The following is a 25289-nucleotide window of genomic DNA, read 5'->3' as shown; positions in this document are numbered from 1 at the left end:
GTCGAGGCGCTGAAAGCGCGCGGGGTAGAGTTTGTGTCCGAGCCGGTTCTGCTCAGCCCACTCGACGCCCCACCGGCCCGTTTTGTGTGCTTCAAAGACCCGGACGGGACCATACTGGAACTGGTCGAAACGACTCAGCCGTAAGGGAGGCAGGCATGAAAATCGGCTTTAATATGCCCCAGCTGACCGACTTCGCCGACCGGCGGGCGGTCCATGAGTTCGCGGTCCGAGCCGACGAGTTGGGCTATGACTCGCTGTGGGTCCAGGATCACTTCCTGTATCCCGAGCAGCCCGTTCAGAGCCATCCGATTGACCAGTTCATTCACGGTCCTCAGCCTATCCGACAGTGGCCCCAAGCCTATGAAAACCTCCTGGCCCCGCTGGAGTCGCTTGCCTATGTGGCCGGCATCACCCGCCGCATCCGGCTCGGGACCTCGGTCCTGGTCTTTGGCTACCACCGACCGGCGACGCTGGCCAAACAGGTGGCGACGATTGACCTGCTGTCCGAGGGCCGTTTCGATCTCGGCCTGGGTATCGGCTGGTCGCGCGAAGAGTACGCCCACCAGGACACCCCGTTTGAGCGGCTTGGCGCGCGCTGCGACGATTTCATCCGTGCCCTGCGCGCCGCCTGGAAGGCAAACCCGACCGGCTATGACGGCGAATTCTACTCTATTCCTCACGGCTCATACTCGCCCAAGCCTGTTCAGCGGGACGAGCACGGCAACCCCGCGGTTCCCATTCTGGGTGGCTTCCTCAGCGAGCCGGGGCTGAGGCGGACCGCCGAGCTGTGTGACGCCTGGCACCCCGCCGGCCACACCGTCGAGATGGCGGTGAGCCGCCTGCAACAGCTCAACCGGATGGCCAAAGAGCGCTTCCAGCGCGGCCCCCTGAGGCTCGTCCAGCGGGTGTTTGCCGCTCCGGCCCTGCCGGGCATCGAAAAGATCGGTGAGCAGCTGATGCAGCCCAACTGGGTCGGCACACCGGACGACATGCTGCCGCATCTCACAGAGTGCAAAGAGGCCGGCATCGACGAGGTCGTCATCGACACCAGCTTTTTCGGCGAGATGGACGGCCCGGACGACTGGGTTGCCCAGCCCGACTTTTTCAAGCCGCTGCTCGACGCGGCCCACGCCTGAGCGCGGCGGCCGAAGTATTAGTCCTGCGGGCTGGCGTCGAAGCCGCCCGATTCGGGCTGGTGGCCATACATGTCTTCGACGTAGTACTCCGACTGATGGGTCGCCGGCCGGCCGCCATAGCCGTACTCGAACATCCAGCCCGACGGACTCCCGAAGTAGAAGGAGTACATGTGGTCGTTGGAGTGCTTGCCGGGCAGAATATGGACCGGAATCTTGTGCTTGCGGACCAGGTCGTAGGTCAGCCCCACGTCGTCGGCGTTATCGACCTCGATCATGATGTGGTTGAGGCGGCGCTTGCCGTCGCCGACGCCAAAAGCCACGCTGTGGTCGCGCTCGTTACAGTGCATGAAGGTCGGCGCCACGACCCGGTCGCCCATCCGAATCTTGTACTCGACGCCGCCCCGCATGCCGAGCGCCTTGAAAAAATGATAGGCGGCTACGCTGTCCGGCTGGTGAATAATGCAGTGGCCGAGCCCGCCGCTGCCGGTCTTGAACCGGCCGTGCATGCCCCGGCCGGGGTGGAAGGGCCGGCGAAAGTGGACCTCTGGGCCGTGAAAGATTTCAATCGGATTGCCGCCCGGATCGGTCAGCTTGAGCACGGCCAGCACGCGCCGCTCGGCAGCCTCGTCGTCTGAGCCGAGCCGGTAGGGGATCTCGGCGGTGGTCAGCTGGTGCTGCATCTGGTCGAATTCTTCAGCCCCGGCGACCCGGAAGCCCAGATAGCCGAGATCGTCGCTGCCGTCGTCGTGCAGCACCAGACGGTGGTGCCAGTAGTCCATGCGCAGATAGCAGCGGTCGGACTCGCCGTCGTCGCTCACCTCAAAGCCGACCACCGTGGCCGCAAAGTCCTTCCAGGCCGCGCTGTCCTTGACCCCGACTCCCATATACCCGAGTTCTGTAACCTGAACCATGTCGTCCTCCTGTGACGCTATCTTGGCACTATCTACTATCTTGGCACTATATTCTGGGCGTGCCCTCCGGCTCGGCAATGACCCGATTCTCGAGCTGGCCGATCTTGGCGATCGAGATCCGCACCACATCGCCGGCTTTCAAAAATTGGGGCGGCTTCATGGCCGCGCCCACACCGCCCGGCGTGCCGGTCGAAATGATATCGCCCGGCTCCAGCGTGAACGCGGTGGACAGGTGCGCGACCAGCTCGAAGCAGTCGAACAGCAGCTCGCGGGTGTTTGAGTGTTGGCGCGACTCGCCGTTGACCCAGGTCTGGAGTTCCAGGCCGTGGGGGTCGCCGATCTCATCCGCAGTGACAAGACACGGGCCGAGCGGACAGTGGGTATCAAACGACTTGCCCATGGTGAAGGTCGGCACGCGCCGCTGCCAGTCCCGGACGCTCACGTCGTTGGCGATGGTGTAGCCGGCGATCACTTCGGCCGCGCGGCTCTTCGGCACGTGACGGCAACGCCGACCAATGACCACGGCCAGTTCGCCCTCGTAGTCCAATTTATCCGACACGCGCGGCAGGTGGATCACGTCGGTCGGGCCGGTCACCGCAGTCGATTGTTTGTTGAAGATCAGCGGAAACTGGGGCGTGTCCCGGCCGGTCTCGGCGATGTGATCCTTGTAGTTGAGGCCGACGGCCAGAATCTTCGGCGGTCGCAGAATCGGCGCGGCAAGGATGACCTCGTCGAGCGCCAGTCTGGCCGTCGTGCCCGCGACCGCCCGCCGGGCCGTCTCCAGAGCCGCATCGCCGGCCTCCAGAAAGGCGCGCATTTCAATCGGCAGGTCCGGCGCGGCCCGGGACAGGTCCAGCACGCCGTCCCCGTCCAGGACACCGATGCGGGTCGAGTCGGCGTGGCTAAAGGTGACGAGTTTCATGGGGTTCCCTCCTTCGCGTGTGCCTGTTCCTGGCTTAGTTTTTTTCCTTGGCGCTTTTCCCCCGGCGACCGACATCCGTCGCGTTCACCAGGTCTGGCGCGGTCCAGCCGTCCAGGTCGTAGTCGGCCATGCAGTCGTCAACAAACGCCTTGAGTTCTTCGACCCGCCCGCTGGCCATGGCCGCAGGCAGGTTCTCAAGCCGGATGTTTTCATAGTTGCCGGCGTAATTGCGCTCGTACAGCTCGTGGCGTCCGCCGAACTCCGAGCCAACCGCGTCCCACAGGAGTTTGAGCAGCTTGACCCGCTCCAGCGCGTCGTAGTTGTTGGAGCCGCGCAGATACTTGTCGAGGTAGGGCCGCAGCTCCGGGGTTTTGAAATCCACCGCGTGGGAGTTGAGGTAGATCAGCCCGCTCGAAATCGTCTGCTCGACAATCTCCTTGATGCGCGGGTAGGCGCTGGCGGCCAGAGTGCGGTAGGCCAGACCGTACTCGGTGTTGGGCTGGACGGCACCAGACACCCACGGCTCGGGGGTTTTGATCATGGCCTCGGTCAGGCCCCAGAAGGTATGCCGCCAGGCCAGGACCTCGCCGAGGTGGACCTGGGCGCTGCGCAGTTCCTGCCCGCCCACGGCCTCAACCGCCTTGAGCAGCAGGCCGCTGAAGAAATCGAGCTTGACCGCAAAGCGGGTGCAGCCGTGCAGGGTGAAGCGCGGAATAAAACCCGAGCCGGGGAAGAAGGCGTTGGCCTTGTCCACATCGCGGTAGACAAACAGGTCTTCCCACGGGATGAGCACGTGGTCCAGAATCAGGATGGCGTCGTTTTCGTCCAGCCGCGAGGACAGGGGGTAGTCAAACGGGCTGCCCATGGTGGCTGCGGCCAGTTCGTAGGACGGCCGGCAGATGAGCTTCACCCCGGGCTGGTCCATGGGAATCATGGCGAACAGCGCCATCTCGGGTCGGCTCAACGGCGTCGGGCCGTAGAAGCCGATGAAATTGTAGTGGGTCAGGGCCGAACCCGTGGCCACGACCTTGGCCCCGCTGACAATGACGCCGGCGTCGGTTTCCTTCTCGACATGGACGTAGACATCGCTGACCTCGTCGGGCGGGCGGCCCTTGTCGGTCGGCGGGTTGACTAGGGCGTGGTTCAGGAACAGGCAGCGTTCCTGGGTCTGACGATACCAGCGCCGGGCGTTGTCCTGATAGGGCGCGTAAAACTCGGCATTCGCTCCCAGCGTGGCTGTCAGGCTGGCCTTGTAGTCGGGCGAGCGTCCCATCCAGCCGTAGGAGATGCGCGCCCACTCGGCAATGGCGTCGCGGCTGCCGACCAGGTCGGCCACATTACGGGGGACTTTGTAGAACTTGTGGGTGAAGCCGCCGCTACCGGTATCGGTCTCGGTGGTCAGCGCGGCGCTCTTGTGGGGATCGTACAGCGCGTCATACAGGCGGGCCAGCATCCGGGCCGAGTTCCGAAAGGCCGGATGCTGGGTGACGTCTTTGACCCGCTCGCCATAGATCCAGACTTCGCGGCCGTCGCGCAGGCTGTCGAGGAACTCCTGGCCGCTAAAGGGGCGCACGGTGTGGGTCACGGCTGTCTCTCCTTCACGGCCTGCCGCACGTTCCGCCGGAACGGCAGCAGACCCTGGGAGGCGAGGGAGGAGGCGCAGCGAACGGGCGCTGCGCCGGACACGGGCTAGTCCGTCTTTGGCTGAACCGGCGGGGTCGTCTCGCTGAGCTTAGCCGTCACGTCTTCGTCAGACATGCGGTAGACCGCATCCTGGCCGGGTGGAAAGCGCATGGGCGGGTTGTCGGGATCGACCGCCGGATTCTGGATCGTACCGCCGCGCGAGGCAAAGGGCTGGGGGTGTTTGTAGCGCTCAAGCTCTTCCTGGTCGATGCCGTTCAGCCCGACGACCTCGGGATCGATCCAGGCTTCCTGGTCAATCGCCCCGCCCTCCGAGGTCGAGAACTCCAGCATCAAGCCCTCGGGGCCGGCAAAATAGATCGACTTGCAAAAGCCGTGGTCAAGCGGTCCCATCACCCAGTGACCGTGGCTGCGCAGCCGGTCGCGCATGCTCAGCAGCTCTTCCTCGGTGTCCACGTTGAGAGCCAGGTGCTGCATGGCGCCCGGGGCAACCAGACCCGCCGTCCAGCTGGCGTGCGACACGCCCTCCTGGGGCTGAATCTCGCCGCTCTCCGGCCCCTGGACAAAGGCGATGGACGAGCTGTCGTTCATTCTGACAAAGCCGTGGTAGGTATTTTTCACGCCGTGCATCCAGTACAGGGCGACCAGCTCCATGCCCAGCACCTGGGTGAAAAACTCGATCTGGGCCTTCATGTCTTTGGTACAGATGGCCAGATGGTGTACGCCGTTCGGTAAGCCCATAGTTGTCCCTCCTGTGTTTACGCTTGCCTGGCCCGTTCTAGGCTATGCCTTTCCGTCTTGTCAAGCTGATTCACGCCCGCGACTCGGCCAACAGCCGTTCGACCTGGGACTCGACCACCGTGCCACGAAAAAAGTCGGGGTTCAGGTCGGTCTTGAGCCTGACCGGATTCACGAACACGAAGTCCCGGAAATCCGCCTCGCTGATGATGCCGTCCTCGACCAGCTCCCAGGCTTCGGCGGCCGCGTTGCGCATGTCCGGCAGATCCCAGTGTCCGAGGTCGGACCCGTAGACCGTGTGCAGCTTGACGCCAAAGGGGTTGCGCCGGGTATCAAAAGCCCAGGCGGTGATGCGGTCGTCGCCCTCACAGCCGAAATAAAAGGGCGTCGCAAACAGGTCGATGATATCTTCGGCCCGCTCAATGCCGCAGGCCGCCCACTCGTCCCGGTCGGCCGGGTCTTCGGGCCTGCCCCACAGCAGGTGCGAGCGCTGCTCGGTATGTTGGAGCTTGTCGGCCAGCGCCGAGCCGCCGTACTCGGCGAACAGCTCGCGCATCAGGGCTTTGTCCAGATTGGCCGGGTCGAAGTTGTGGATGAAATTGACGTTGTGTTTTTGCCAGTGGCCGATCAGATCCGCGTACAGGCTGCACGCCCAGCCCGCCCCGCCTTCGAGAAAGGCCCAGCGGATGTTGGGGGAAGCGCCGGGTCACGCCGCCAAAAGACAGCGACTTGCACACCGCGTCGGCCGAGGCGGCAAAGTGCCCCAGATGGTTGTACATGAAGTTTGAGATCGAGGTCCGGCTGCCCCAGCCCGCCCCGATGGAGTGAAACGTCGGCGCGACCTTGAGTTCAAGACACGTGGCCCACACCGGGTCGTAGTCATACGCGCTGTCAATGCCGAAGGTGTCGAGCCAAAACGCGTAGCGGCCCAGCTCCGGGACGTGCCGGGCGGCCGGAATCGGACGCCGGACATGGGCGGCCAGGAGCGGGACTTTCAGGCCGAGGGTCGTGACCGCATAGTCGAGTTCGGCGCTGGCCTCCTCGGGGGTGTGCATGGGGATCATGGCTGCGGGTGTGAGCCGGTCGGCGTATTCGCGGAAGATGTCGGCGTGGTTAGGTGTTGAACGCCCGGCAGGCGACTTGGCGCAGTTCGTCATCGCCGGTGTGCAGGGCGGCCATGCCGATGCTGGGATAGATCACGCTGAAGTCCAGGCCGGTTTCGTCCAGGCGACGGTGGAGCAGCCTGGGTAGCGAGCTGGTCGCCCGGTCCAGGCTGTTCTTGGTCGGGTGGACCCACCAGTGCGGTCGCGGGGCGCGCAGCGTGCGGCGCTCCTGGCCGGACAGCTCATACCAGCCAAACCGAAACGGGACATCCGGCGCCTTCTGAAAGCGCTCGACCGCCTGGCTGCCGCCAATGTCACGCATATAGTCAAAGACCGCCGGCTCAAACTCGGCCGTATGACCGTCCGAGTCGATAATCGGGTGGTCCAGCTTGGCCCGGATGGCGGCTGATCGGGTCGGGCTTGGCATACAATACTCCTGTGGCCCTTGTCTTGGCCCGTCCTCGAGTGAGAGGGGCGGCCCCCAGGGGCGGGGGCAGCCCCTCCTCGGCGCGGCCCTTACTCGCGGCCCGTAATGACAAAGCTCTGGCTCGGCTCCTGCCAGGTCAGTGTCACGTTCTCGCCCATTGTCGGAAAGTCCTCTACCGTGCACATCCCTGCGGCGTTCTCCACAAACTCCTGGCCCAGGGTGGTGACCTGGACCGTCGCCCGGCCCAGTTCCACGCCATCCGCCAGGGCTACGACGGTATGCTCTCCGTTCCCCAACAGATTCCAGTTGAACAACAGCCCGAAGCCATTGTCCCGGTCGCCACACAGCTCCTCACCCGCCTCTGTATGCTCGGTGTCAGCTCGGTCGGTGCCATACGCGGCAACGTGGGTGGTGCCGTTGATCTCGATCTCCACCGTGTCGGCCGCACACACCCAGCCCGAGATTACTCCGAGACCGCTCTGGAACGAGTTCGGCATCGGACTCTCGAACACTCCCATCGGACCGCTGTCGTCTCTTCCGGTAAAACCGCTCAGTCCGGCTTCGATACTGAGTCTGGTTTTTCGGTCAACGGTGTAGTTCGCCTCGATCGGAACAATGGTAATGTACCCATCACCGAAAGCCGTCGCGTCTGCGCCAGGAACTTCTTCTTGCGGGCCGGGGTCAGGGAAGCTGACATCGAAGGTATTCGGATCCTCGGCATTTCTCACATAGGCCAGCGTCAGGCCGGGATACGTTCGCCCCTGGACGTTCGACGAGATGCCTTTAATCTCTTCAGGAGCCAATGGCGGATAATTGACAGTGAGCGCTGTACCGAGCGGCAAGAGTGCGCCGTCCTCTCCAAGCGGTGCTCCCTCGATGAACGTCACCAGCTCCACAAGAAAGTCGGCAACATTCGCAAAGTGCGCCTCAAATTCCATGGGGTTCTCGTCCTCATCAACACCATCCGGTGGATCTGTACTGATGGCAATGGCTGGAATCGAGCTGCCTGCCACGATCAAGCTGATAGCAGCAATGGCCCCCCCCCACGGTTCCTGACACCGGCGTTGCTGCCCCGATATTGGCTCCATCATTAGTCCCCGATATGACCAAGTCGGGTACCATTTCTTTCTCAGCCAGAAGCCCCAAGCCCACGCCGATACAGCTGGCCGGCTCGGTATCGGCGGCGGAGTATTCGTCCGGGCCGACTTCGGTGAGGACGATTGAAGCGAGGGTTACGGCGGCACTACTGCCGCTCTGCGCTCCGTCCGGGGCAACCACGAGCACGTCGTGACCAGCAGCCCGGAGTGCGTTTTTCACGGTTTGGAGACCAGGCGTGGTTATCCCATCATCGTTGGTCAACAGAATGCTGAGTGATTCCGCTCTGTCTGGAATCGCGACCAGCGCTACGATGAGCATCAATGGCATGAGCATCTTTCGGCATGAGCATCTTTCGGCATGAGCATCTTTCTCATGTTTTCTCCTTCTCTGAATGAGTCTTCCTATCCCAATTCTTCTTGTCCAACCGGGCTTCAGATGTGTGTACCTCTAGGTCATCTCCCTCCTTTCTCGATTCTCCACGGCTGCTTCGCACAAACGGATGCATGTTGCTGAGGAAGCAATCATGCGCCGTGCGGCTGCCCCCCCGTGCAATGCAGGGCGGTTATCCCTCTATTTTTCCTTCTTTGTCAAGTAGAAAATTCAGCTCGATCCGCCAAGGCGGGCAGCTTCGGAGTACGAGTATTTGCATAAAAAAATGATGCGGCGTACAACACAGGCTGGCTGCGGAAGCCTGACGGCCTGCTGCCTGCGCAAAAGGGAGGAAGCCATGAAGTTTGGCATGCTGAGTCTGCTGGACCACTACCCCGAGGACAAATCCGAGGAGCAGTACTACAAGGACTTTTTCGCCGAGGTCGATCTGGCCGAAGAGCTGGGCTTTGACGCGGTGTGGGTCGGCGAGCACCACTTCTGTAACTATGTGTGCCCCTCGCCCCAGATTGTAGCCATGGCCATCGCCCAGCGGACCACCAAAATGCGGATCGGCACCGCAGTCGCCCTGCTGCCCCACCACGATCCGATCCGTCTGGCCGAAGACTACGCCATGCTCGATCTGCTGAGCGGCGGACGGCTCGACTTTGGCGTTGGACGGGGCTTTATCAAGCTGATTTATGATGGCTTCAATCAGTCGATGGACGAGAGCCGGGGGCGCTTTCAGGAGGCCCTGGAGGTGATTGAGCGGGCCTGGACCGAGGAGACGTTTTCCTACCGGGGAGAGTTCTACACCGCCAACGAGGTCAGGCTGCTGCCGCGCCCCCTGCAAAAACCCATGCCGCCCATCTATATGGCTGCGGCGGCGAGCCCGGAGTCTTTTGTGGCGGCCGGCCACAAGGGCCACTCGCTGCTGCTGGCCCTGTTCACCATGCCGCTCAGCGCGTTCAAGGAAAACGTCCAGCTGTACCGCGAGACGCTGAGCCAGGCCGGCCATGATGCCCAGGATATTGAGATTGCCGGCGCCTACCACTGCTTTGTCGCCGACACGCCCGAGCAGGCCCGCCAGACCTGGGAGCGGCACTATATGCGCTACCTGCATTTTGTCGGGCCGCTGATCGGGCCGCCGGAAAAAATCCCGGGCAAACAGTATGACGCCTGGAAGAAGCTGGGCGAAAATATGCGTCACGTCACCTTTGACCAGATGTATCCCGACCTGGTGCTGTGTGGCGATCCGTCCCAGTGTGTGGATCGGATCGGGTTGCTACAGGAGGAGCTGGGGCTGAGCAACCTCATGCTGTACATGGACCTGGGCGGCCTGGATCAGAAGGAACTCCGGGGCTCGATGGAGCGCTTTGCGACCAAGGTCATGCCCCACTTTCAGACGGGCTGATGGGTCTGCTCTTGAGGTAGGTACGATGTTGGCTGCCAAGGTCGGGCAGTCCGCTTTCGACACTCCCCAGGAGGTCACGAACCCGTGTGATTGGGCGAGCCTCCAGCTCGGTCTCCAGGAATTGTTCCAGGGCGAGGCGGACGACCTCGGACTGTTTGCGTTGCATCCTGGCCGCAGCCTGAGCGAGTTTTTCGGCCAGGGCGGTTGGTAGGCGAAGGGAGAGTTGAGAAGCCATAGATGCATTGCAAAGTAATGCAAAATAATACAAGCAGCAAGGGAAGCGGCGAGACCTATATGGCGCTGTGAGCAGAAACGGGCTTTTCTGGCTACGTGAAGTCTGGCACATAGAGAGGGTAGGGGGGGGTTAGAAACGCGCCCCTACTTGTCGCAGACCTTGAACAGGAGAGACAGAATGAAAGACTATGCCCACCCCGAGGTCCTGGTTGATACCCAATGGCTCGCCGAACATCTCGATGACCCCAAGGTCCGTATCGTTGACATCCACATTGACCCGACGCCGTACGAATCGGGCCATATCCCCGGCGCCGTTTTCTGGAACGGAATCGGGACCCTGCTTGGACCGGACTGGCAAATCAATTTTGACAAGAAGTCGGTCGAAGACTTGTGCACACGTTCGGGCATTGCCAACGACACCACCGTGGTTGCCTACAGCGAGCATAGCGCGCTGGCCCCGTGGGTGTTCTGGTTTCTCAGATCCGTCGGTCATGCCGATGTGCGTGTCCTGAACGGTGGCCGTCAGAAATGGGTCGCCGAGGGTCACGCGCTGACGACCGAGCCGCCGGCCGTCTCAGCCGCCACGTATGTCGCCCACGACCCGAATCCAGACCTGCGCGCCCTCCAGGACAGAGTCCGGGCTGCGGTGGGTAAAGACAACGCCGTCCTGCTCGATGTCCGCACGCCCGAGGAATACCGGGGTGAATTATTCATGCAGGAGCCCCCGCAGGGGACGGAGCGGGGCGGACATATTCCCGGGGCCACGTACCTCTACTATGAAGACGCCCTCAACGAGGACGCCACGTTCAAGTCGGCGGATTCCCTGGCCGCCCTGTACGCGGGCCAGGGCGTCACGGCCGATAAGGAAACGATTACCTACTGTGCGGTGGGCATCCGCTCGGCTCATACCTGGTTTGTGCTGACCCAGCTGCTCGGTTATCCCCAGGTGCGCAGCTTTGACGCCTCGTGGAATGTGTGGGGCCGCCTGCCCGACACGCCTATTGAAGAAGGACAAGGGCGGGGCTAGCCTCTCCCCCCGGAAACGTGTGATGCAAAAAGAAACCCACCCCGGCCTCCGGCCACCCCTCCCAGGAGGGGAACCGTCCCCATCCCCTCCCAAGGAGGGGTGCCGCGCTAGCGGCGGGGTGGGTTATCTCCGGCCCAGTCTTGTAGGTCGGTGTAGCCGTAGGCGTCAGCCGACGGAGTAGGGCGGGGTGGCGTGTCGGATTACGCTCCGTTAATCCGACCTGTTCATCTGCTCATCTTGGCGGTGCGGGTGTGCGGCGTCGCTGGACGCCTCTCCCCAGACCGTGTCAAACGGAAAATCGCTGCCCAGACGGGCCAGCCCAGCCTTGCACTGGGCGTCGATAAAGCGCTGCTGCTCGGGGCTCAGGAGTTCGGCCGAGCCGCCACTGGCGCCTCGGCGGATCGTCTGGCGATTGGGCGACGACCACGGGGTGAGCGCCGGCGGGGCGAATTTGTCACCCAGCCGTTTCATATAGGCAAACGCACTCTTCTCACACACCAGCTCGAACTCGTCCGCAGTCAGCTCGACGGTCAGAAAAGCCGCAATCGTCCGCACGGTCTGGGGCAGGTCGGCCTGCATGTCCTCGAAGGTCAACATCAACAGATTCGGCAGCTGGCGCTCTTTCCAGTAGCTCTGGAAATGTTCCTCCCAGACAAACAGCGCCGCGTCCGAAAAACAGAGCCGCAACCAGACCGGGACGGAGGGCATCAGCGGCCCGAACATCACCTCGCGGACGAAGTGATAGAAGGACACAAACGTGTCTTTGGGATCGCGAATCACGCAGATGTAGCGCGCCTGGGGAGTATACGGGATGCGGTCCCACGCCAGGTGGGTCTTGATCACCCGCAGTCCGGTCGGCGCGGCGTTACGGGCCGTGTCGTCCGACAGGGGGATGACGAGGTCTTGTCTGGCAAAGTCCGGCCAGGGCACGACATCGTGAATATGGGCGAACTCTCCGTGCCCCCGCATAGCGATTTGATAGGCGATCTGCATCGCCCAGTTTGTCCCGCATTTGGGATAGGTACACACCACGACATCGTGCTCGGTCGGTAGATAGTCGCCAAAATCATGACCGGCCAGCAGGCGCTGGCGCATCTGGCGCACGAGAACCGCCCACAGCCGCTCCGAGTAGCCGGCTTTGTCGACCAGCCACAACAGCGGTTTGAGGACGACATAGGTCAGGGCCAGGACCGGATAGCGGCCAGCGGCCGGAAAGGCGCGGCCATGAGAGTCTGAGGCGGGTGTGGGTGTCATAGAACTCTCCTCCCTATCTTCGCCCATATGCAGACAAACCGTCTCGGGCGTCAACACGCCGGCCTGCTGTCGAAGCGGCCCAAGCCGGCCCGCTCGGGACAATTGGCAGTCCCGTCCGGCTGTGGCTATACTTGGACGCTGATGGCTGCGCTGACACAAAGGAGGTCCTCCATGGCAAGCTATGAGTGTATTCTGGTTGATAGCCCGCTGCCGGCGGTCCGGCGGGTTACCCTCAATCGGCCGCAAAAGCGTAACGCGCTGAACAACCGGCTGCGGACCGAAATTTTGCAGGCTCTGGAAGACGCCGACCGCGACCCGGACGTTCGGGTCAGCATCCTGCGCGGAGCAGGTACGTGTTTCTCGGCCGGCTATGATCTGGGCAGCGACAATACCAAAGACCAGCCCTACTACTCTGCCGACGGGGCCGGGCAGTGGGCGCGGCATGTGATTGAGGGCTCGTTTCGCATTTGGGACCTGGCCAAGCCCGTTATTGCCCAGGTCCACGGCTATTGCCTGGCCGGAGGCAGCGAGTTGGCCACGGCCTGCGATCTGGTGTATGTGGCCGAAGACGCGCAAATCGGCTATCCGCCGGTCCGCCTCATGAGCCCGCCCGATATGCAGTTTCACCCCTGGCTGATGGGCATGCGGGACGCGATGGAGATGATGCTGACCGGGGACGCGCTGAGCGGGGTTGAGGCGGCCGAAAAAGGCTTTGCCAACCGAGCTTTTCCCACTGCGGAGCTGGAACAGCGGGTGCTGGAGATTGCCGAGCGGGCGGCCAAGATTCCCACCGAGTTGCAGCAGATCAACAAACGCTCGGTGCACCGGGCGATGGAGATCAAGGGCGTGCGGGCGGCCATCCGGGCTGGCACCGAGCTGCAAGCCCTGGCCTTTACGACCAAATCGACCCGTGACTATCTGAAGGAGTTGGGCAAGGGGGTGCGCCAAGCCCTGTCTTTGCGAGACAAGGGCTTTGGCGATTATCGGGAGCGCGAAAATTCGTGAGCCAGGTCTTGAATCGGGGCGGGCGATCCCACTATTTTTCTTGAGGACCGAGGTCACTGGAGCAAAAAGGAGGAACAGCATGAGGACCGAAACGCTCGAATATAAGGACGGTGACGTGACCCTGAAGGGCTATCTGGCCCTGGACGATCAGAGCGATCACAAGCGCCCCGGCATCCTGGTCATGCCGGAAGCCTTTGGCTTGGGTAAGCACGCCAAGGAACGTGCCCAGCGGCTGGCAGCCCTGGGCTATGTCGCCCTGGCCGCTGATCCGTATGGCGACGGCCTCGAGGTCACCGACCTGCAAGAGGCCGTCAAGTACGCCGGCGCCATCCGCGAGACGGCCGAAAAGTTCCGCCAGCGGGGCCGGGCAGCCCTCGACACGCTGGCCGGGCTGCCCCAGGTCGATGCCGACCGCCTGGCCATGATCGGCTTTTGCATGGGCGGCTCCTTCTCGCTGGAGTTGGCCCGCGACGGCGCGCCGCTGTGCGGCATCGTGTCGTTTCACGGTGCGCTCGAAACAGACAAACCGGCCCAGGCCGGACAGGTCAAGGCCAAGATTCTGGTCTGTCACGGCGCCGACGATCCCTTCGTGCCGCCCGAACACGTCAACGCCTTTCAGGAAGAAATGACCAAGGCTGGCGCGAACTGGCAAGTGATCAGCTACGGCGGGACCGTCCACAGCTTCACGAACCCGGATGCCGCAGCTGCCGGCATGGACGGCATTGCCTACCACGCGCAGACGGACCGGCGCTCGTGGAAGGCCATGCGGGATTTCTTTGACGAGATCTTCGCCTAGCCAACCGGCTACAGGCTGGCCGCCGGTTCGACGACCTGTTCGGCCAGCCGGGCGATGTCGTCCTTGACCGCCTGGCGGTCGGCCGGAAACAGTCCCACGATCAGCTGTCCGACCCCGGCGTCCTGGGCGCGCTTGATGTCGTCGCGCGTCAGCGGCGCGCCCAGGCCGGGCGAGATGGCGAACTGCAAGGCGTCCGGATCACGGCCGGCGGCGCGGGCGTAGTCCTTGATCCTGCCAATCTTGGCCGGCGCCTCGTCAACGCTGACATTCATCCCGAACCAGCCGTCGCCGACTTCCCCGACGCGTTTGAGGGCGGGCTCGCTCTCGCCGCCGAAGATAATCGGCGGGTGGGGTTTCTGGACCGGCTTGGGGTAGGAGCGCACGCTCGGAAAGCTGCAAAACTCGCCCTCGAAGCTCGTTTCTTCCTCGGTCCACAGCTTTTTCATGACCTGGAGGTATTCCCGGGTGCGGGCCGCCCGCCGGGCCCAGGGAACGCCCAGGGCGGTGAACTCTTCCTCCAACCAGCCGACCCCGACCCCGAAGTCGAAGCGTCCGCCCGACAGCTTGTCGAGGGTGGCGACCTCTTTGGCCGTGGTCAGCGGGTTGCGCTCGGGTACCAGGCAGATGCCGGTGCCGACCCGGATCGTTTTCGTCTGGGCGGCAATAAAGGTCAAGGCGGCAAAGGGGTCGAGGATTTCGACCTGCATGGTTGGCGACGGAAACTTGCCGTCCGGCGAATACGGATACCTGGACGCGTACTGATCGAGCAACACAATATGCTCGGGCGCCCAGATGGAATGAAAACCCGTCTGTTCGGCGGTCTCGGCCGCCAGGCTCATGACTTCCGGGTCGGCCATCAGGCCGATACCCACGGCGATAAATCCGGTTTGCATGGGTCTGCCTCCTGTGTCGTGCCGGGCGGCTAGGCGATCACCGGTCCGGGTGTAAATGCGCACGGCATGTGTTTGATCCCGTTGATGAAACTGTGCTTGAGGCGTTTCGGCTCGCCGGTCACGTGGAGGTCCGGTAGGCGCTGGAACAGCTCGCGGAACATGACCTCCATCTCTCGGCGGGCCAGATTGGCGCCCAGGCAGAAGTGGGGACCCGCGCCAAAGCCGACGTGGTCGTTCTTTGTGCGACTGATGTCGAAGGTATCGGGATCGCCGAAGACCGCCTCGTCCCGGTTGGCCGAGGTGTAGAACAGGAGCACCTTCTCGCCCTCGCGCAACTGTTGGCCGCCCAGCTCGGTGTCACACAGGGCAGTCCGACGCATATAGATGACCGGGCTGGCGTAGCGCACGATTTCTTCGATGGCGGTTTTGGAATAGGCGTCAAAATCCGACTGCCACAGCCGGCGTTGCTCGGGGTGTTCGTCCAGTAGCCGAACTCCGTGGGCGATTGCATTGCGGGTGGTTTCATTACCCGCAGCGGTCAGCAGCACGAAGAACGAGCCGAGTTCCTCAACCGTCAGCCGGTCACCGTCCAGCTCGGCGTGGACCAGGGCCGAGGTCAGGTCGTCGGTGGGCTGTCGCAGGCGTTCTTGGCGCATGTCATCCATGAGTTGAGACAGGTCGCGGGCAGCCTGAATCGCGGCCATATAGCGCTCGAACAGATCGGCCGGGCCGTACTCGGGGTCTGCCCCACCGAGCAGGATGTTCGTGCGCTCGAACACAAAGCCGTGCTGGCTGGCCGGGATGCCCAGCATGTCGCAGATGATCTGAATCGGGAAGGGTGCGGCGATGTCGCTCACAAAATCACAGCTCCCCCGTTCAATCACCTCATTGACCACCTGTCGGGCGGTCAGTTGCACCTCTGCGTTCACCTTGCGGAGATGGCGCGGCGTAAAAGCCTGAGAGACGAGGCCGCGCAGCCGTTTGTGACGCGGGTCGTCCATGACCAGCATGGAACCGAACACGTCCCGAGCCTCCGGCGGGGCGTCGGTGACGGTAATACCCTGGGCCGAGGAAAAAATCTGCGGATTCAGGCTGGCATGCAAGACATCGGCGTGGCGGGTGACCGCCCAATAGCCGGGGCCCGGCATGGCCATGCTGGTCTCGCCCTCTTCAAAGAAGGCGATGGGATGATGTTGCCGCAGGAAGGCAAAGGCCGCAGCCCGCTCTTCGTGCGGCTTGAGCCAAAAGTCCCAGTCCGACAGCTTGATGTCGTCCAATGTATAGCTGCTGTGCGGCATGATGTTCCTCCTCGGCCCGGACGTTTTGGACTTGGAACGGCTTGATCCTAGCACACTATCTCTTCTATAAAACTGCTGACCCATATGAAGAAGAGGAGGACGGCGTATGAAACTGTCACTAGCCCGGATCGAACCCTTGACCGAATCGGAATGGACCGACGAACAGCGCGAGGTCTTGGAGTCCCGCTACAAAGAAGGCGTGGTCTACAACGTCATGGGCACCCTGGCCCGGCACTGGGAGGCGGCCAAGAAGTTTAACGTGTGGGCCTTTCACGTCATGGGCGACAGCCAGACCCTGGCGCCCCGTGAACGGGAACTGTTGATCTTGCGCATCGGCTGGCTGTGTCAGGCCGAGTATGAGTGGGGCCAGCACGTGCTGTTCGGCCGCCAGGCCGGCCTGAGCGATGAGGAGATTGCCCGGATCAAAAAAGGCCCCGACGACCCGGCCTGGGACCCGTTTGACGCCAGCCTGTTGCGGGCTGCGGACGAGCTGCACGCCGAGGCGCTGATCAGCGACGCGACCTGGGCGGCCCTGGGCGAGCGCTACAACACCCAGCAGCTGATGGATGTGGTGTTCACCGTCGGGCAGTACAATCTGGTGTCAATGGCCCTGAACACCTTTGGCGTCCAGCTCGATAAAGGCGTCAAGGGCTTTTGAGCACTCGTCACGAAATGCGTGCCTAGGGCAAGCATGTGGTTCGGCTGGCTCTCCCTCGGCAGGCCAGCCGACCACTGCGTTTTCCATCTCGGTCAGGAGGGGAGAGAGGGACGCTCTCGGAGATAGGCGATAATCTCCTCGGGTAAGGGGGTCGCCGTCAACCAAGAGAGGTCTGGAAGCCGGCGAAAATGCTCCTCGTAATCGAGAATAGTGGCGCCCACGAGGTCTCCATTTTCCGGGTCTTTGCGGAGGAGGAGGCCATGGTCCTCTGCATAAGAATAGGCCGGTCGAGGAGTCCCAATGGAGATGTAGAGGACATCGGCGTCACGATCATACGAAAGCTCAAGCCGCCCGACACACGTTATGGATGCGGCCATAAGACCCTCCCTCTGGGTTCCAAAGTCGTGAGGTAAGCAGTGTTCAAATAACCTACCCCTTTTCTGTATCGTACGACAGCGGTCGTGATACTCCCTGCCCAGAACCCTGTCGTGATGTTCCGCGCGGTAAAAAGCTTGTGTTCCGGTGTCCTCCCTTCATATACGCTATCAGGATGTTCTATGGCAGCTCTCACCTGATCTTCCTTCCCGATCATTTCGGTATGTCGGGTGGTGACATGATCCCAGGAGGCAAAAGTGGCGATCACCGCCTCTCCAAACACATCCGTGACGATGAACTTCGCCACCGCTCCGTCCTTTTTTAGATATCGTCCAGGGGAAACACCGGGCGCCGGATCTTTGCGTACGGCAGGCGCGACAGGATCTGGGTGGCCAGCCCGGGCGTATCCACGTCGATGATCTTGGCCGCGACCTCGGCAAAGCCGGCCCGGTGCTGCATCTCGGCCTTGCAGGCCAATATCTTGCGCTCGGTCGGCTCAATGCCCAGGCTGCGGAAGTGGTTGGGTTCAAACACCAGCACTGGCCGTGAGGTCAGAATCACCTCGATCCCGCCGCAGTCGACGACCACGGTGGGGCCGCGGTCAAAGGTCATGGAGATGAACGCCGTGCCGGTGGTGAAGACGCCCTGGTGGATGGAACGCACCCGGCCGCTGATCTCGACCGGGTCGCCGTGAAACCGGTCGGCCTTGCCGCCAACGCTGAGGCTGACGTTCTTGCCGATCCCGGCCTGTATGGCGGCCTGGACAGCCTCGGGATCGGCGATATTGCCGATGACCGCACCGCTGGCGCCCTGCTTGAGAAACTCGGACAGAATCGCCGTGCCGTCGCCCGGCGTGCCGGCCCCGCCGCTGTCGGCCAGGTCGCCCAGGATGACCGGACCGGCCTCGGTCGCCATTGCCTCGCGGACGGCCTCTTCGACCGACACCATGTCGGTATGGAAGGACTGCCGCTTGGCCCAGCACGCCTGTTTGATCTGCTCGGCGACATCCTGGGCCAGGTTGGGCTCGCCGTCGGTAGTGACCACGACACTCATGCCCGTCTCAGGAATCTCTGAGCAGAAAAACCCTTCCAGCAGCGACACGTCGAGAATGCGCGTATCGCTGGCGGCCAGATTCTGGGCCTGGCGCATCAGGTGTTCCATCGGCCAGCCGGGCGCAATATACAGTTTCTGCAGGGCCGGCGACATGGCCGGTTGGGCGCGAACCGCAGTCGGAGACAGGCTGGCGTCGAACATGCCGGCCATGACCTGGGCGGCCTTGCGGCCGACCGGCACGAAGTCGTAGTGCGGGTTGGTCTTGACGCCAATCAACAGGTCGGTCTGCTCGACCATCAGCGGGGTGACGTTGGCGTGGCCGTCCAAGGAGGCCATGAGCACGACCTTGTCGCCCACCGCCTCTCTGATGGCGGCCAGCAGATCGCCCTCACAGTCGTCAAGGTGCTCGGCTGCGCCCGTGCCGTGGAGTTGGATGAAGATACCGTCAACCGGACCGGCCTGGCGCAGCTGTTTGAGAAAACTGTCTTTGGCCCACTCGTGGGCGTCGCGTGTGGCTTTGCCGCCAACCCCCGGAAACATGAACTGGAGCGGCACGGCGTCCCACTGCCGCTGCCGGGCGCCCTCCAGAAAGCCGTAGATGGCGCTGTCCCCGCTGCCGGCATTGAGCAGGGCATCGCCGGCAACGACCGACTTTTGAAACAACTCCAGTCCCATCCGCTGCTCGACAAAGGTATTGACCGCAACCAGGTAACCGCCGACTGCAACACGCATGACCGTATCCTCCCTGTGTCGTGTTCCTTGGGCGTGCTATACCACAGGCCAGACCCGACGGGGAAGCGACAGACCTGGAAAAGTGCGGCGATATCGCGTACAACAGCGGGGAACCCAAGCCAAGGACAGCGAGGAGGAATGCAGCATGGCAGACTATAATCTGATCTCGGCAGATTCGCATTTTGTTGAGCCGCCCACGATGTGGGCCGAGCGGATCGACCGCAAGTTTCGTGACCGCGCGCCCAAAACGGTAGTCGGGCTGGACGGTCGTCAGGGCGAGTGGTTTGTGTGTGAGAACATCACCCCCATGGCGGTGGCCGGATTCTTTGGCGCCGGCGTGCCCTCGGGTGAACTCAAGGAGCACAACAAGAAGGGTTTCGATCAAGCCCCCAAGAGCGTCTGGGACCCAGCCTATCGGCTCGCCGACCAGGACCGCGACGGGGTGGACGCCGAGGTGATCTATACCTCGATGGGCATGCCGCTGTTCGGGCTGGACGACGCCGAGCTGCGTTTTTCGTGCTTCAGGGCGTTTAACGACTGGGCGACCGAGTATTGCAGCCATGATCTGAAGCGGCTGATTCCGCTGGGGCTGATCACCCTCGAGAATATCCCCTCGGCCGTGGCCGAGCTGGAACGGATTGCCGCGCTGGGTATGCGGGGGGCGATGATCTGGGCCGAGCCGCCCGATGACCGTCCCTACAGCCATCCCGACTACGAGCCGTTCTGGGCTGCCGCCCAGGACCTCAACATGCCGCTGTCGCTGCATATTCTGACGGCCCGCAGCGGCACCGGAGCAAACCCGACGAGCGGCAACGCCTTTTTGCTGTCGCTGGCCAATCTGCACCACCAGATTGAGCGTTCGATTTCGGTCCTGGTGTACGGCGGGGTGCTGGAGAAATTCCCCAGGCTGAAGATCGTCTCGGCCGAGAACGATGTCGGCTGGATGCCGTACTTCATGTATCGGCTCGATACGGTCCAGCATCGCCTGGGTTCGCTGGGCGATATGAAGCTGCCCATGCGGGCCAGCGATTACATCAAGCGCCAGGTCTACGCCACCTTTATCGCCGACCCGGTGTTCGTCGATTCGCTGCACCGCTACGGACCGGACAACACCATGTGGTCGTCCGACTACCCCCATACCGCAGCCACCTTCCCCCGTTCCCACGAGATCGTGACCAAGCGGCTGGGCAAGCTGCCGGAAGACGATCTGCGCAAGATCGTGCGCGACACGGCCGCCCGCGTCTACGGCTTGGCCTAAGGGCCAGCCCGAGAGGGGTGGCTAGGGCCTACGCCCCGCACACAAGACACGGCCGGGGGACATCCCCGGCCGTCATCCACGACAGTCCGAAACCCGCATCAGCTCGCACCGCTCTGCCCACAGCAGACGAATAGATGGACGAACAATGGGAGACACTGGTCCGTTCTCGTGAGGGAGTGCGTCAATAAAGAAAACTTTTTATCCCTAATGTTGCACAAAATGCCTTTTCGCAGACGCTAAAATCCGATAATATAGCTTTCAGTGCAGAAAAAATGCACAATCGTCATCTCTACCAAACCATGCAGTTCAATGGTCCTACAGGGGCAAGGAGTGATCCAAAATGCTAATTCAATTCAGTGTTGAGAATTATCGATCATTCCTCGAGGAACAAACGCTTTCACTCGTAGCAGGCAAGGACGTTGCTCACCCCGGTTCGCTCATTAACTGCGGGGAAAAATTTCGATTGTCCAAAGTAGCATCGATCTACGGGGCAAATGCTTCCGGAAAAAGCAACCTTGTGAAGGCAATGCGTGCGATGGAACGTTTTGTCCTATTTTCAGCCACTCGGATGAACCTAGGTGATAGCATCGAATTCGTTTCTCCGTTCCGGCTAGACACCTCAGCCGTACAAGAGCCCTCCCGATTCGAGATCACCCTACTCATAAAAGGCGATATTTTTGTCTATGGATTTTCCGCGACAAGAGAGCAAGTGCATGATGAATGGCTCTTCGTTCAGCCGCAAGGGAAAAAACGAGAATCGAAATGGCTACAAAGGTCGCGTGATAAGGTTAGTGGAGACACATCATGGGCTTTTCGAGGGCCACTTAAGAGGAACGAAAGCCTGCTTAAAGAAAAAACGCGTGACAACGGTCTTGTACTGTCGCGGGCAGCAGAGTTGAACATTGAGGCGGTAAAACCTCTATATCTCTGGTTTCGTGAAGCATTCTGGATTCTTGACCTCTCATACCCACCGATGCACCTTGGACAGTCCACCGCGAAGAGGATAAGTGAAGATAAAGAGCTTCGAAGTCACGCCGTCCGATTCGTAAGAGAGGCCGACCTCGGAATAAATAGTCTAACGGTAAGGGAAGAAGAAGCGATGACAAGAATTCCCGACGATGCCCCTAAAGAATTGCGTGAGGTATTTGTCACTTTGCAGAAATTAGCAGGTGACGAAAAGGTGACACATTTCTCAGTTGCTACGGAACACTTGCTCAATGATGGAGAGACCCTAATATCTTTCAGCCTAGAGGAAGATGAGTCGAATGGCACCCAACGTTTCTTTGCCCTAGCAGGGTCTATTTTGTCGTCTTTGTCAGATGGGGACCTCCTCGTGATTGATGAACTCGACTGTAGCATGCACCCGCTACTAACACGTAAAGTTATCGAGTTGTTCCAAAGTCCAGAAAGAAATACAAAGGGTGCACAACTGGTTTTTACCACTCATGATAGTTCTGTCATGGATCGGACACTATTGCGGCGGGATCAGATTTGGCTGACAGAAAAACGAGCAAATGGAGCTACTGAGTTATTTTCCTTATACGATTTTGGTACAGACTCTCGACCACGAAAAAGCACCGCTTTTGAAAAGAATTATTTAGCAGGGAGATACGGGGCTGTTCCGAGCTTTGGCCCTTTCTTTGAAGACCTCTAAATAGAATCAATGCCGCTCAATGCAGAATGATGCGAAACAGGACAAGACGTCCGTCCCAAAGGAGAAAACTCAAGAAGACCATCTTAATCGTCTGCGAGGGCCGAGAAACCGAAAGAAACTATCTTGATGGTCTTAAACGTGAAGAAACTATCAGTAAAACATTCGCAATTACCATATTCCGTGGGAGGGGTGGATCGCGAAGCCAGATTGTCAAACGGGCAATCAATAAGAAGAATGCGCAACGTAAAGAAATGGATGCCGTCCTTTGCGTTCTCGATACCGAATCGTTAGAGAATACTCAGGTAAAAGGGGATCTTGTGGCGGCTCGCCAAGAAGCGGGTCGTAATGGCATTACTCTCTATCTGTCTAATCCGTCTTTCGAAGTTTGGTTCTTGGCCCACTTCAAAAGAACGTCACAGTCGTTCAAAGATTCTAAAGCGGTAATTGTAGAGTTGGATAAGGAGTGGGGCCCAGCTTTCAGACAGCCTTATGATAAGAGTGACGAAAGGATGTATAAGAAGCTAGCGAGACGCACTCAAACAGCGGTAAATAACGCGAAAATTGTTGTTGAAACCGATCACAAAGAAAAGCCCGATATTGCCGATCGAAATTCGAGTACAGATTTCTACCAGTTGGTGGAAAGACTCCTTTCTGGCACGTGGTAACATGAAGAACCGAAGCAACCAGATGAAATTCGGTTAAAAATCTCCCCAAGACTTCCCAGGCTGGGGAGCTTCCTCAATCTAGCGATGCAGCGCTCGCTTGAGCGCCTGATCGCGCTCAGTATTGAAACGCTGGACAATGTCTGCCCCAGGAGCGAAGCCATTAAAACCATGGTATCCGCCCGGGTAGACGTGCAGTTCGGTCGGCACTCCAGCCGCCAGAAGACGTTGCGCGTAGTTGATATTCTCATCCAGGAACAAGTCCAGATCGCCGACCGGAATATACGCTGGCGGCAAGCCTGACAAGTCTGTCGCCCGAGCAGCCGCAGCATACGGAGACACGTCTGCTCCACCCGGCTCATGTCCGAGATACGCACGCCAACCCATCAGGTTGTTTTCCCGGCTCCACACAAATGTATCAGGAGCCGTCTCGCTGGCCGGGGCGATATTCCGGTCATCGATCATCGGGTAGATCAAGAGTTGATACGCCAGTTCAACCTCAGCCCGGTCGCGGGCCAGCAGTGCAAGTCCGGCCGCTAAGCCACCGCCTGCGCTTGCTCCGCCGATCGCAATGCGTGATGTATCAATACCCAATTCGTCGCTATGAGCCGCTAACCACTTGAGCGCGGCGTAACAATCCTCGACCGGCGCAGGATGCGGATGCTCCGGAGCAAGCCGGTATTCAACCGACGCGACCACACAGCCAGCGACTCTGGACAAATGCCTGGCCAATGGATCATCCTGCTCGACCGTGCCCAGGACATATCCCCCACCATGAATCCACACCAGGGCCGGTAGCGTGGCCGGTCGCTCCGTTGGCTGATAAATACGAACAAGGATATCAGGGTCACCCTGGGGACCTGGCGCGTGCCTATCCTCAGAGGTGATCCCCTCGACGATAGGAGCCTTGGCCATCTGAGCCGCGGCCAGTTCATTCCTCCTCTGCCGGGCGGCTGGAATATCGCGCAGGCTGAACCCGCCGCCCGTCAGGCTGAGAAAGGTCTTCAGCGGCCCTGCCAGTTCTGGGTCAAGCCGATCAGTCATGTCCATGCTGTTTCTCCTTTGAAAAGATCCGATCCTGAACCTTCTGAAGCATTCGTCCGAGGATACGTGCAAGGTCAGCGGAAGTAATACGGTGTGGCCGCGTCCTTCCCTTACAATATTCTGGTGCGGTGTCTGTGTGGCCAACTCAGAAGAAACGATTCCGTGGGCGTGGCAATCCGAGATTCTCGCGCAATGTCGTCCCTTCGTATTCCCGCCGAAAGATTTCGCGCCGTTGCAGTTCCGGCACGACGAGATCGACAAAGTCGTCGAGCCCGCCCGGCAGATAGGGGAACATGACATTGAAGCCATCACAGGCATCGGTCAGAAGCCACTCCTCCATTTGATCGGCGATCATGAGCGGGGTGCCGACAAACGCCAAACCGCTATAGCCGCCGACGCGCTGCGCCAATTGCCGGACGGTCAGATGCTCCCGCTGGGCGAGTTCTACGACCCGCTCGCGGCTGCTCTTGCTGGCATTGCTCTCTGGAATCTCTGGCAGGGGCCCATCCGGGTCGAAGCCGGACGCGTCATGGCCGAGGGCGATCGAAAGGGAGGCGATCGCGCTATCGTAGTGCACGAGACTGTCGAGCCGCGCGCGTTTCTCCAGGGCTTCGGACGCGGTCTCGCCCACGACAACAAAGGCACCTGGCAACACCTTCAGATGATCGGGTGAGCGCCCGAGTCGCTCCATGCGACCTTTGACATCGGCATAGAAGGCACGGGCGGTGGCGATGTGGCCGCCGGCCGCAAAGATGACCTCGGCCGTCTCCGCCGCGAGCTGGCGACCGGCCTCCGAGGCGCCAGCCTGGACAATGACCGGCCAGCCCTGAACAGGGCGCCCGATGTTCAGGGGGCCGCGCACGTTGAGGAACTCTCCCCGGTGGTCTAAAACGTGGAGCTTGTCCGGGTCAAAATACACCCCCGTCTCCACATCTCGAATGAACGCATCGTCTGCCCAGCTGTCCCACAGGCCCGTCACGACGTCAAAGACTTCCCGCGCCCGGCGATACCGGGCGGCATGCGCGACATGTTCTTCAAGGCCGAAATTCATGGCCTCATGCGGGTTGCCCGAGGTGACCACGTTCCAGCCCGCCCGCCCGCCACTGATGTGATCGAGCGAGGCAAACTTCCGCGCAATATGGTACGGCTCGTTGTAGGTCGTGGAGGCGGTGGCAATGAGCCCCAGATGTTCAGTCACGACGGCGAGGGCAGGCAGCAGCGTTAAGGGATCGAAGGAGGTGACCGTCGCGCTCCGCTTGAGGCCCTCCATTGGCATGTTGAGCACGGCCAGATGATCCGCCATGAAGAACGCGTCGAACCGTCCGCGTTCGAGCGTCTGGGCGAAGCGTTTGAGGTGTTGGAAGTTGAAATTCGCATCCGGCCACGCGCCAGGATAGCGCCAGGCTGCGGTATGGATACTGACCGGTCGCATGAACGCGCCCAGTCGCAAGGCTCGTGAGTGAGTCACACCAAGCTGCCTCCCTTTTGTCTATTCAAAGCCAGAGTAACAAAGATACACGCACTGCCTCTACCCCTGTGCGCAGGCCTTTCGGTTCCGTATAGAGCTCATGCTGGACTACGGAACCGCTA

General features: G+C 61.1%; 25 protein-coding genes. 9 read left to right on the top strand and 16 right to left on the bottom strand.

From position 1 onward, the window contains the following. Nucleotides 1–155 precede the first annotated feature (155 nt). Nucleotides 156–1136, top strand: coding sequence for a TIGR03619 family F420-dependent LLM class oxidoreductase (locus J4F42_09985; protein MCE2485829.1), 981 nt, complete (start codon nucleotides 156–158; stop codon nucleotides 1134–1136). Nucleotides 1137–1153: 17 nt separating this feature from the next. On the opposite strand, the gene J4F42_09980 is transcribed toward J4F42_09985, so the two are convergent. From J4F42_09980 to J4F42_09945, 8 genes are all read right to left on the bottom strand, one after another. Continuing rightward, nucleotides 1154–2047 (bottom strand): VOC family protein, encoded by an 894-nt coding sequence (locus J4F42_09980; GenBank protein ID MCE2485828.1) that lies wholly within the window; start codon nucleotides 2045–2047, stop codon nucleotides 1154–1156. A 46-nt stretch (nucleotides 2048–2093) separates the two neighbouring features. Next, nucleotides 2094–2969, bottom strand: a complete 876-nt coding sequence (locus J4F42_09975; GenBank protein MCE2485827.1) for a fumarylacetoacetate hydrolase family protein — start codon at nucleotides 2967–2969, stop codon at nucleotides 2094–2096. Between the two features lie 34 nt (nucleotides 2970–3003). Beyond that, nucleotides 3004–4554, bottom strand: coding sequence for a hypothetical protein (locus J4F42_09970; protein ID MCE2485826.1), 1551 nt, complete (start codon nucleotides 4552–4554; stop codon nucleotides 3004–3006). A gap of 104 nt (nucleotides 4555–4658) precedes the next feature. Then, nucleotides 4659–5351 (bottom strand): VOC family protein, encoded by a 693-nt coding sequence (locus J4F42_09965; protein ID MCE2485825.1) that lies wholly within the window; start codon nucleotides 5349–5351, stop codon nucleotides 4659–4661. A gap of 70 nt (nucleotides 5352–5421) precedes the next feature. Beyond that, nucleotides 5422–5904 (bottom strand): hypothetical protein, encoded by a 483-nt coding sequence (locus J4F42_09960; GenBank protein MCE2485824.1) that lies wholly within the window; start codon nucleotides 5902–5904, stop codon nucleotides 5422–5424. 557 nt (nucleotides 5905–6461) lie between these two features. Next, the gene (locus J4F42_09955; protein MCE2485823.1) at nucleotides 6462–6878 is read right to left on the bottom strand and encodes a hypothetical protein; all 417 of its coding nucleotides are present in this window, start codon (nucleotides 6876–6878) and stop codon (nucleotides 6462–6464) included. 89 nt (nucleotides 6879–6967) lie between these two features. Continuing rightward, nucleotides 6968–7816: a hypothetical protein gene (locus J4F42_09950; protein ID MCE2485822.1), complete on the bottom strand. Its 849-nt coding sequence runs from the start codon at nucleotides 7814–7816 to the stop codon at nucleotides 6968–6970. 16 nt (nucleotides 7817–7832) lie between these two features. Continuing rightward, nucleotides 7833–8303, bottom strand: a complete 471-nt coding sequence (locus J4F42_09945; GenBank protein MCE2485821.1) for a hypothetical protein — start codon at nucleotides 8301–8303, stop codon at nucleotides 7833–7835. Nucleotides 8304–8703: 400 nt separating this feature from the next. Here J4F42_09945 and J4F42_09940 point away from each other — a divergent pair, with 400 nt between their 5' ends. Further along, complete coding sequence (locus J4F42_09940) at nucleotides 8704–9756, top strand: LLM class flavin-dependent oxidoreductase (protein ID MCE2485820.1); 1053 nt, start codon at nucleotides 8704–8706, stop codon at nucleotides 9754–9756. Here the strand turns inward: J4F42_09940 and J4F42_09935 are convergent. Further along, the gene (locus J4F42_09935) at nucleotides 9731–9991 is read right to left on the bottom strand and encodes a ribbon-helix-helix protein, CopG family (GenBank protein ID MCE2485819.1); all 261 of its coding nucleotides are present in this window, start codon (nucleotides 9989–9991) and stop codon (nucleotides 9731–9733) included. The two genes, J4F42_09940 and J4F42_09935, sit on opposite strands and share 26 nt — an antisense overlap. Before the next feature lie 177 nt (nucleotides 9992–10168). On the opposite strand from J4F42_09935, the gene J4F42_09930 reads away from it, so the two are divergent. Further along, complete coding sequence (locus J4F42_09930) at nucleotides 10169–11017, top strand: sulfurtransferase (protein MCE2485818.1); 849 nt, start codon at nucleotides 10169–10171, stop codon at nucleotides 11015–11017. A gap of 210 nt (nucleotides 11018–11227) precedes the next feature. Here J4F42_09930 and J4F42_09925 read toward each other — a convergent pair whose 3' ends face one another. Continuing rightward, on the bottom strand, nucleotides 11228–12271 hold the full coding sequence (locus tag J4F42_09925; GenBank protein ID MCE2485817.1) for a sulfotransferase domain-containing protein: 1044 nt from the start codon (nucleotides 12269–12271) through the stop codon (nucleotides 11228–11230). Between the two features lie 171 nt (nucleotides 12272–12442). Here J4F42_09925 and J4F42_09920 point away from each other — a divergent pair, with 171 nt between their 5' ends. Beyond that, entirely contained in the window at nucleotides 12443–13276 is an 834-nt protein-coding gene (locus J4F42_09920; GenBank protein ID MCE2485816.1) for an enoyl-CoA hydratase/isomerase family protein, read from the top strand. A gap of 79 nt (nucleotides 13277–13355) precedes the next feature. Then, nucleotides 13356–14072, top strand: coding sequence for a dienelactone hydrolase family protein (locus J4F42_09915; protein MCE2485815.1), 717 nt, complete (start codon nucleotides 13356–13358; stop codon nucleotides 14070–14072). Between the two features lie 8 nt (nucleotides 14073–14080). Here J4F42_09915 and J4F42_09910 read toward each other — a convergent pair whose 3' ends face one another. Together J4F42_09910 and J4F42_09905 are read right to left on the bottom strand one after the other, a co-directional pair. Continuing rightward, nucleotides 14081–14965: an LLM class F420-dependent oxidoreductase gene (locus tag J4F42_09910; GenBank protein MCE2485814.1), complete on the bottom strand. Its 885-nt coding sequence runs from the start codon at nucleotides 14963–14965 to the stop codon at nucleotides 14081–14083. 29 nt (nucleotides 14966–14994) lie between these two features. Then, nucleotides 14995–16263: a cytochrome P450 gene (locus tag J4F42_09905; GenBank protein ID MCE2485813.1), complete on the bottom strand. Its 1269-nt coding sequence runs from the start codon at nucleotides 16261–16263 to the stop codon at nucleotides 14995–14997. Between the two features lie 106 nt (nucleotides 16264–16369). Here J4F42_09905 and J4F42_09900 point away from each other — a divergent pair, with 106 nt between their 5' ends. Continuing rightward, nucleotides 16370–16921 (top strand): carboxymuconolactone decarboxylase family protein, encoded by a 552-nt coding sequence (locus tag J4F42_09900; protein MCE2485812.1) that lies wholly within the window; start codon nucleotides 16370–16372, stop codon nucleotides 16919–16921. A 92-nt stretch (nucleotides 16922–17013) separates the two neighbouring features. On the opposite strand, the gene J4F42_09895 is transcribed toward J4F42_09900, so the two are convergent. Together J4F42_09895 and J4F42_09890 are read right to left on the bottom strand one after the other, a co-directional pair. Continuing rightward, nucleotides 17014–17298, bottom strand: coding sequence for a DUF2283 domain-containing protein (locus J4F42_09895; GenBank protein ID MCE2485811.1), 285 nt, complete (start codon nucleotides 17296–17298; stop codon nucleotides 17014–17016). Nucleotides 17299–17617: 319 nt separating this feature from the next. Further along, nucleotides 17618–19081 (bottom strand): M81 family metallopeptidase, encoded by a 1464-nt coding sequence (locus tag J4F42_09890; protein MCE2485810.1) that lies wholly within the window; start codon nucleotides 19079–19081, stop codon nucleotides 17618–17620. 145 nt (nucleotides 19082–19226) lie between these two features. Between J4F42_09890 and J4F42_09885 the strand changes: the two genes are divergently transcribed. The 3 genes from J4F42_09885 to J4F42_09875 all read left to right on the top strand — a co-directional run bounded on the left by J4F42_09885 (nucleotide 19227) and on the right by J4F42_09875 (nucleotide 22658). After that, the gene (locus tag J4F42_09885) at nucleotides 19227–20339 is read left to right on the top strand and encodes an amidohydrolase (protein MCE2485809.1); all 1113 of its coding nucleotides are present in this window, start codon (nucleotides 19227–19229) and stop codon (nucleotides 20337–20339) included. Between the two features lie 340 nt (nucleotides 20340–20679). Then, on the top strand, nucleotides 20680–21993 hold the full coding sequence (locus tag J4F42_09880) for an ATP-binding protein (protein ID MCE2485808.1): 1314 nt from the start codon (nucleotides 20680–20682) through the stop codon (nucleotides 21991–21993). A gap of 29 nt (nucleotides 21994–22022) precedes the next feature. Next, on the top strand, nucleotides 22023–22658 hold the full coding sequence (locus tag J4F42_09875; GenBank protein MCE2485807.1) for an RloB domain-containing protein: 636 nt from the start codon (nucleotides 22023–22025) through the stop codon (nucleotides 22656–22658). Between the two features lie 78 nt (nucleotides 22659–22736). On the opposite strand, the gene J4F42_09870 is transcribed toward J4F42_09875, so the two are convergent. Beyond that, entirely contained in the window at nucleotides 22737–23705 is a 969-nt protein-coding gene (locus J4F42_09870; protein MCE2485806.1) for an alpha/beta hydrolase, read from the bottom strand. 139 nt (nucleotides 23706–23844) lie between these two features. After that, entirely contained in the window at nucleotides 23845–25131 is a 1287-nt protein-coding gene (locus tag J4F42_09865) for an LLM class flavin-dependent oxidoreductase (GenBank protein MCE2485805.1), read from the bottom strand. Nucleotides 25132–25289 lie beyond the last annotated feature (158 nt).

It is taken from the genome of Desulfurellaceae bacterium (genome assembly GCA_021296095.1).
Lineage (GTDB): Bacteria > Desulfobacterota > Binatia > Bin18 > Bin18 > JAAXHF01.
The sequence above is the reverse complement of the archived record's forward strand: the minus strand, read 5'-3'. Positions and strand labels throughout refer to the sequence as shown.

Coding starts and splice junctions, on each gene's coding strand:
- J4F42_09935 (MCE2485819.1), bottom strand. CDS start 9,991: ATGGCTTCTCAACTCTCCCTTCGCCTACCAACCGCCCTGGCCGAAAAA.
- J4F42_09945 (MCE2485821.1), bottom strand. CDS start 8,303: ATGCCATTGATGCTCATCGTAGCGCTGGTCGCGATTCCAGACAGAGCG.
- J4F42_09920 (MCE2485816.1), top strand. CDS start 12,443: ATGGCAAGCTATGAGTGTATTCTGGTTGATAGCCCGCTGCCGGCGGTC.
- J4F42_09895 (MCE2485811.1), bottom strand. CDS start 17,298: ATGGCCGCATCCATAACGTGTGTCGGGCGGCTTGAGCTTTCGTATGAT.
- J4F42_09875 (MCE2485807.1), top strand. CDS start 22,023: ATGCGAAACAGGACAAGACGTCCGTCCCAAAGGAGAAAACTCAAGAAG.
- J4F42_09865 (MCE2485805.1), bottom strand. CDS start 25,131: ATGCGACCGGTCAGTATCCATACCGCAGCCTGGCGCTATCCTGGCGCG.
- J4F42_09955 (MCE2485823.1), bottom strand. CDS start 6,878: ATGCCAAGCCCGACCCGATCAGCCGCCATCCGGGCCAAGCTGGACCAC.
- J4F42_09890 (MCE2485810.1), bottom strand. CDS start 19,081: ATGCGTGTTGCAGTCGGCGGTTACCTGGTTGCGGTCAATACCTTTGTC.
- J4F42_09930 (MCE2485818.1), top strand. CDS start 10,169: ATGAAAGACTATGCCCACCCCGAGGTCCTGGTTGATACCCAATGGCTC.
- J4F42_09870 (MCE2485806.1), bottom strand. CDS start 23,705: ATGGACATGACTGATCGGCTTGACCCAGAACTGGCAGGGCCGCTGAAG.
- J4F42_09980 (MCE2485828.1), bottom strand. CDS start 2,047: ATGGTTCAGGTTACAGAACTCGGGTATATGGGAGTCGGGGTCAAGGAC.
- J4F42_09975 (MCE2485827.1), bottom strand. CDS start 2,969: ATGAAACTCGTCACCTTTAGCCACGCCGACTCGACCCGCATCGGTGTC.
- J4F42_09880 (MCE2485808.1), top strand. CDS start 20,680: ATGCTAATTCAATTCAGTGTTGAGAATTATCGATCATTCCTCGAGGAA.
- J4F42_09965 (MCE2485825.1), bottom strand. CDS start 5,351: ATGGGCTTACCGAACGGCGTACACCATCTGGCCATCTGTACCAAAGAC.
- J4F42_09925 (MCE2485817.1), bottom strand. CDS start 12,271: ATGACACCCACACCCGCCTCAGACTCTCATGGCCGCGCCTTTCCGGCC.
- J4F42_09905 (MCE2485813.1), bottom strand. CDS start 16,263: ATGCCGCACAGCAGCTATACATTGGACGACATCAAGCTGTCGGACTGG.
- J4F42_09950 (MCE2485822.1), bottom strand. CDS start 7,816: ATGGAATTTGAGGCGCACTTTGCGAATGTTGCCGACTTTCTTGTGGAG.
- J4F42_09885 (MCE2485809.1), top strand. CDS start 19,227: ATGGCAGACTATAATCTGATCTCGGCAGATTCGCATTTTGTTGAGCCG.
- J4F42_09900 (MCE2485812.1), top strand. CDS start 16,370: ATGAAACTGTCACTAGCCCGGATCGAACCCTTGACCGAATCGGAATGG.
- J4F42_09940 (MCE2485820.1), top strand. CDS start 8,704: ATGAAGTTTGGCATGCTGAGTCTGCTGGACCACTACCCCGAGGACAAA.
- J4F42_09915 (MCE2485815.1), top strand. CDS start 13,356: ATGAGGACCGAAACGCTCGAATATAAGGACGGTGACGTGACCCTGAAG.
- J4F42_09960 (MCE2485824.1), bottom strand. CDS start 5,904: ATGCGCGAGCTGTTCGCCGAGTACGGCGGCTCGGCGCTGGCCGACAAG.
- J4F42_09910 (MCE2485814.1), bottom strand. CDS start 14,965: ATGCAAACCGGATTTATCGCCGTGGGTATCGGCCTGATGGCCGACCCG.
- J4F42_09985 (MCE2485829.1), top strand. CDS start 156: ATGAAAATCGGCTTTAATATGCCCCAGCTGACCGACTTCGCCGACCGG.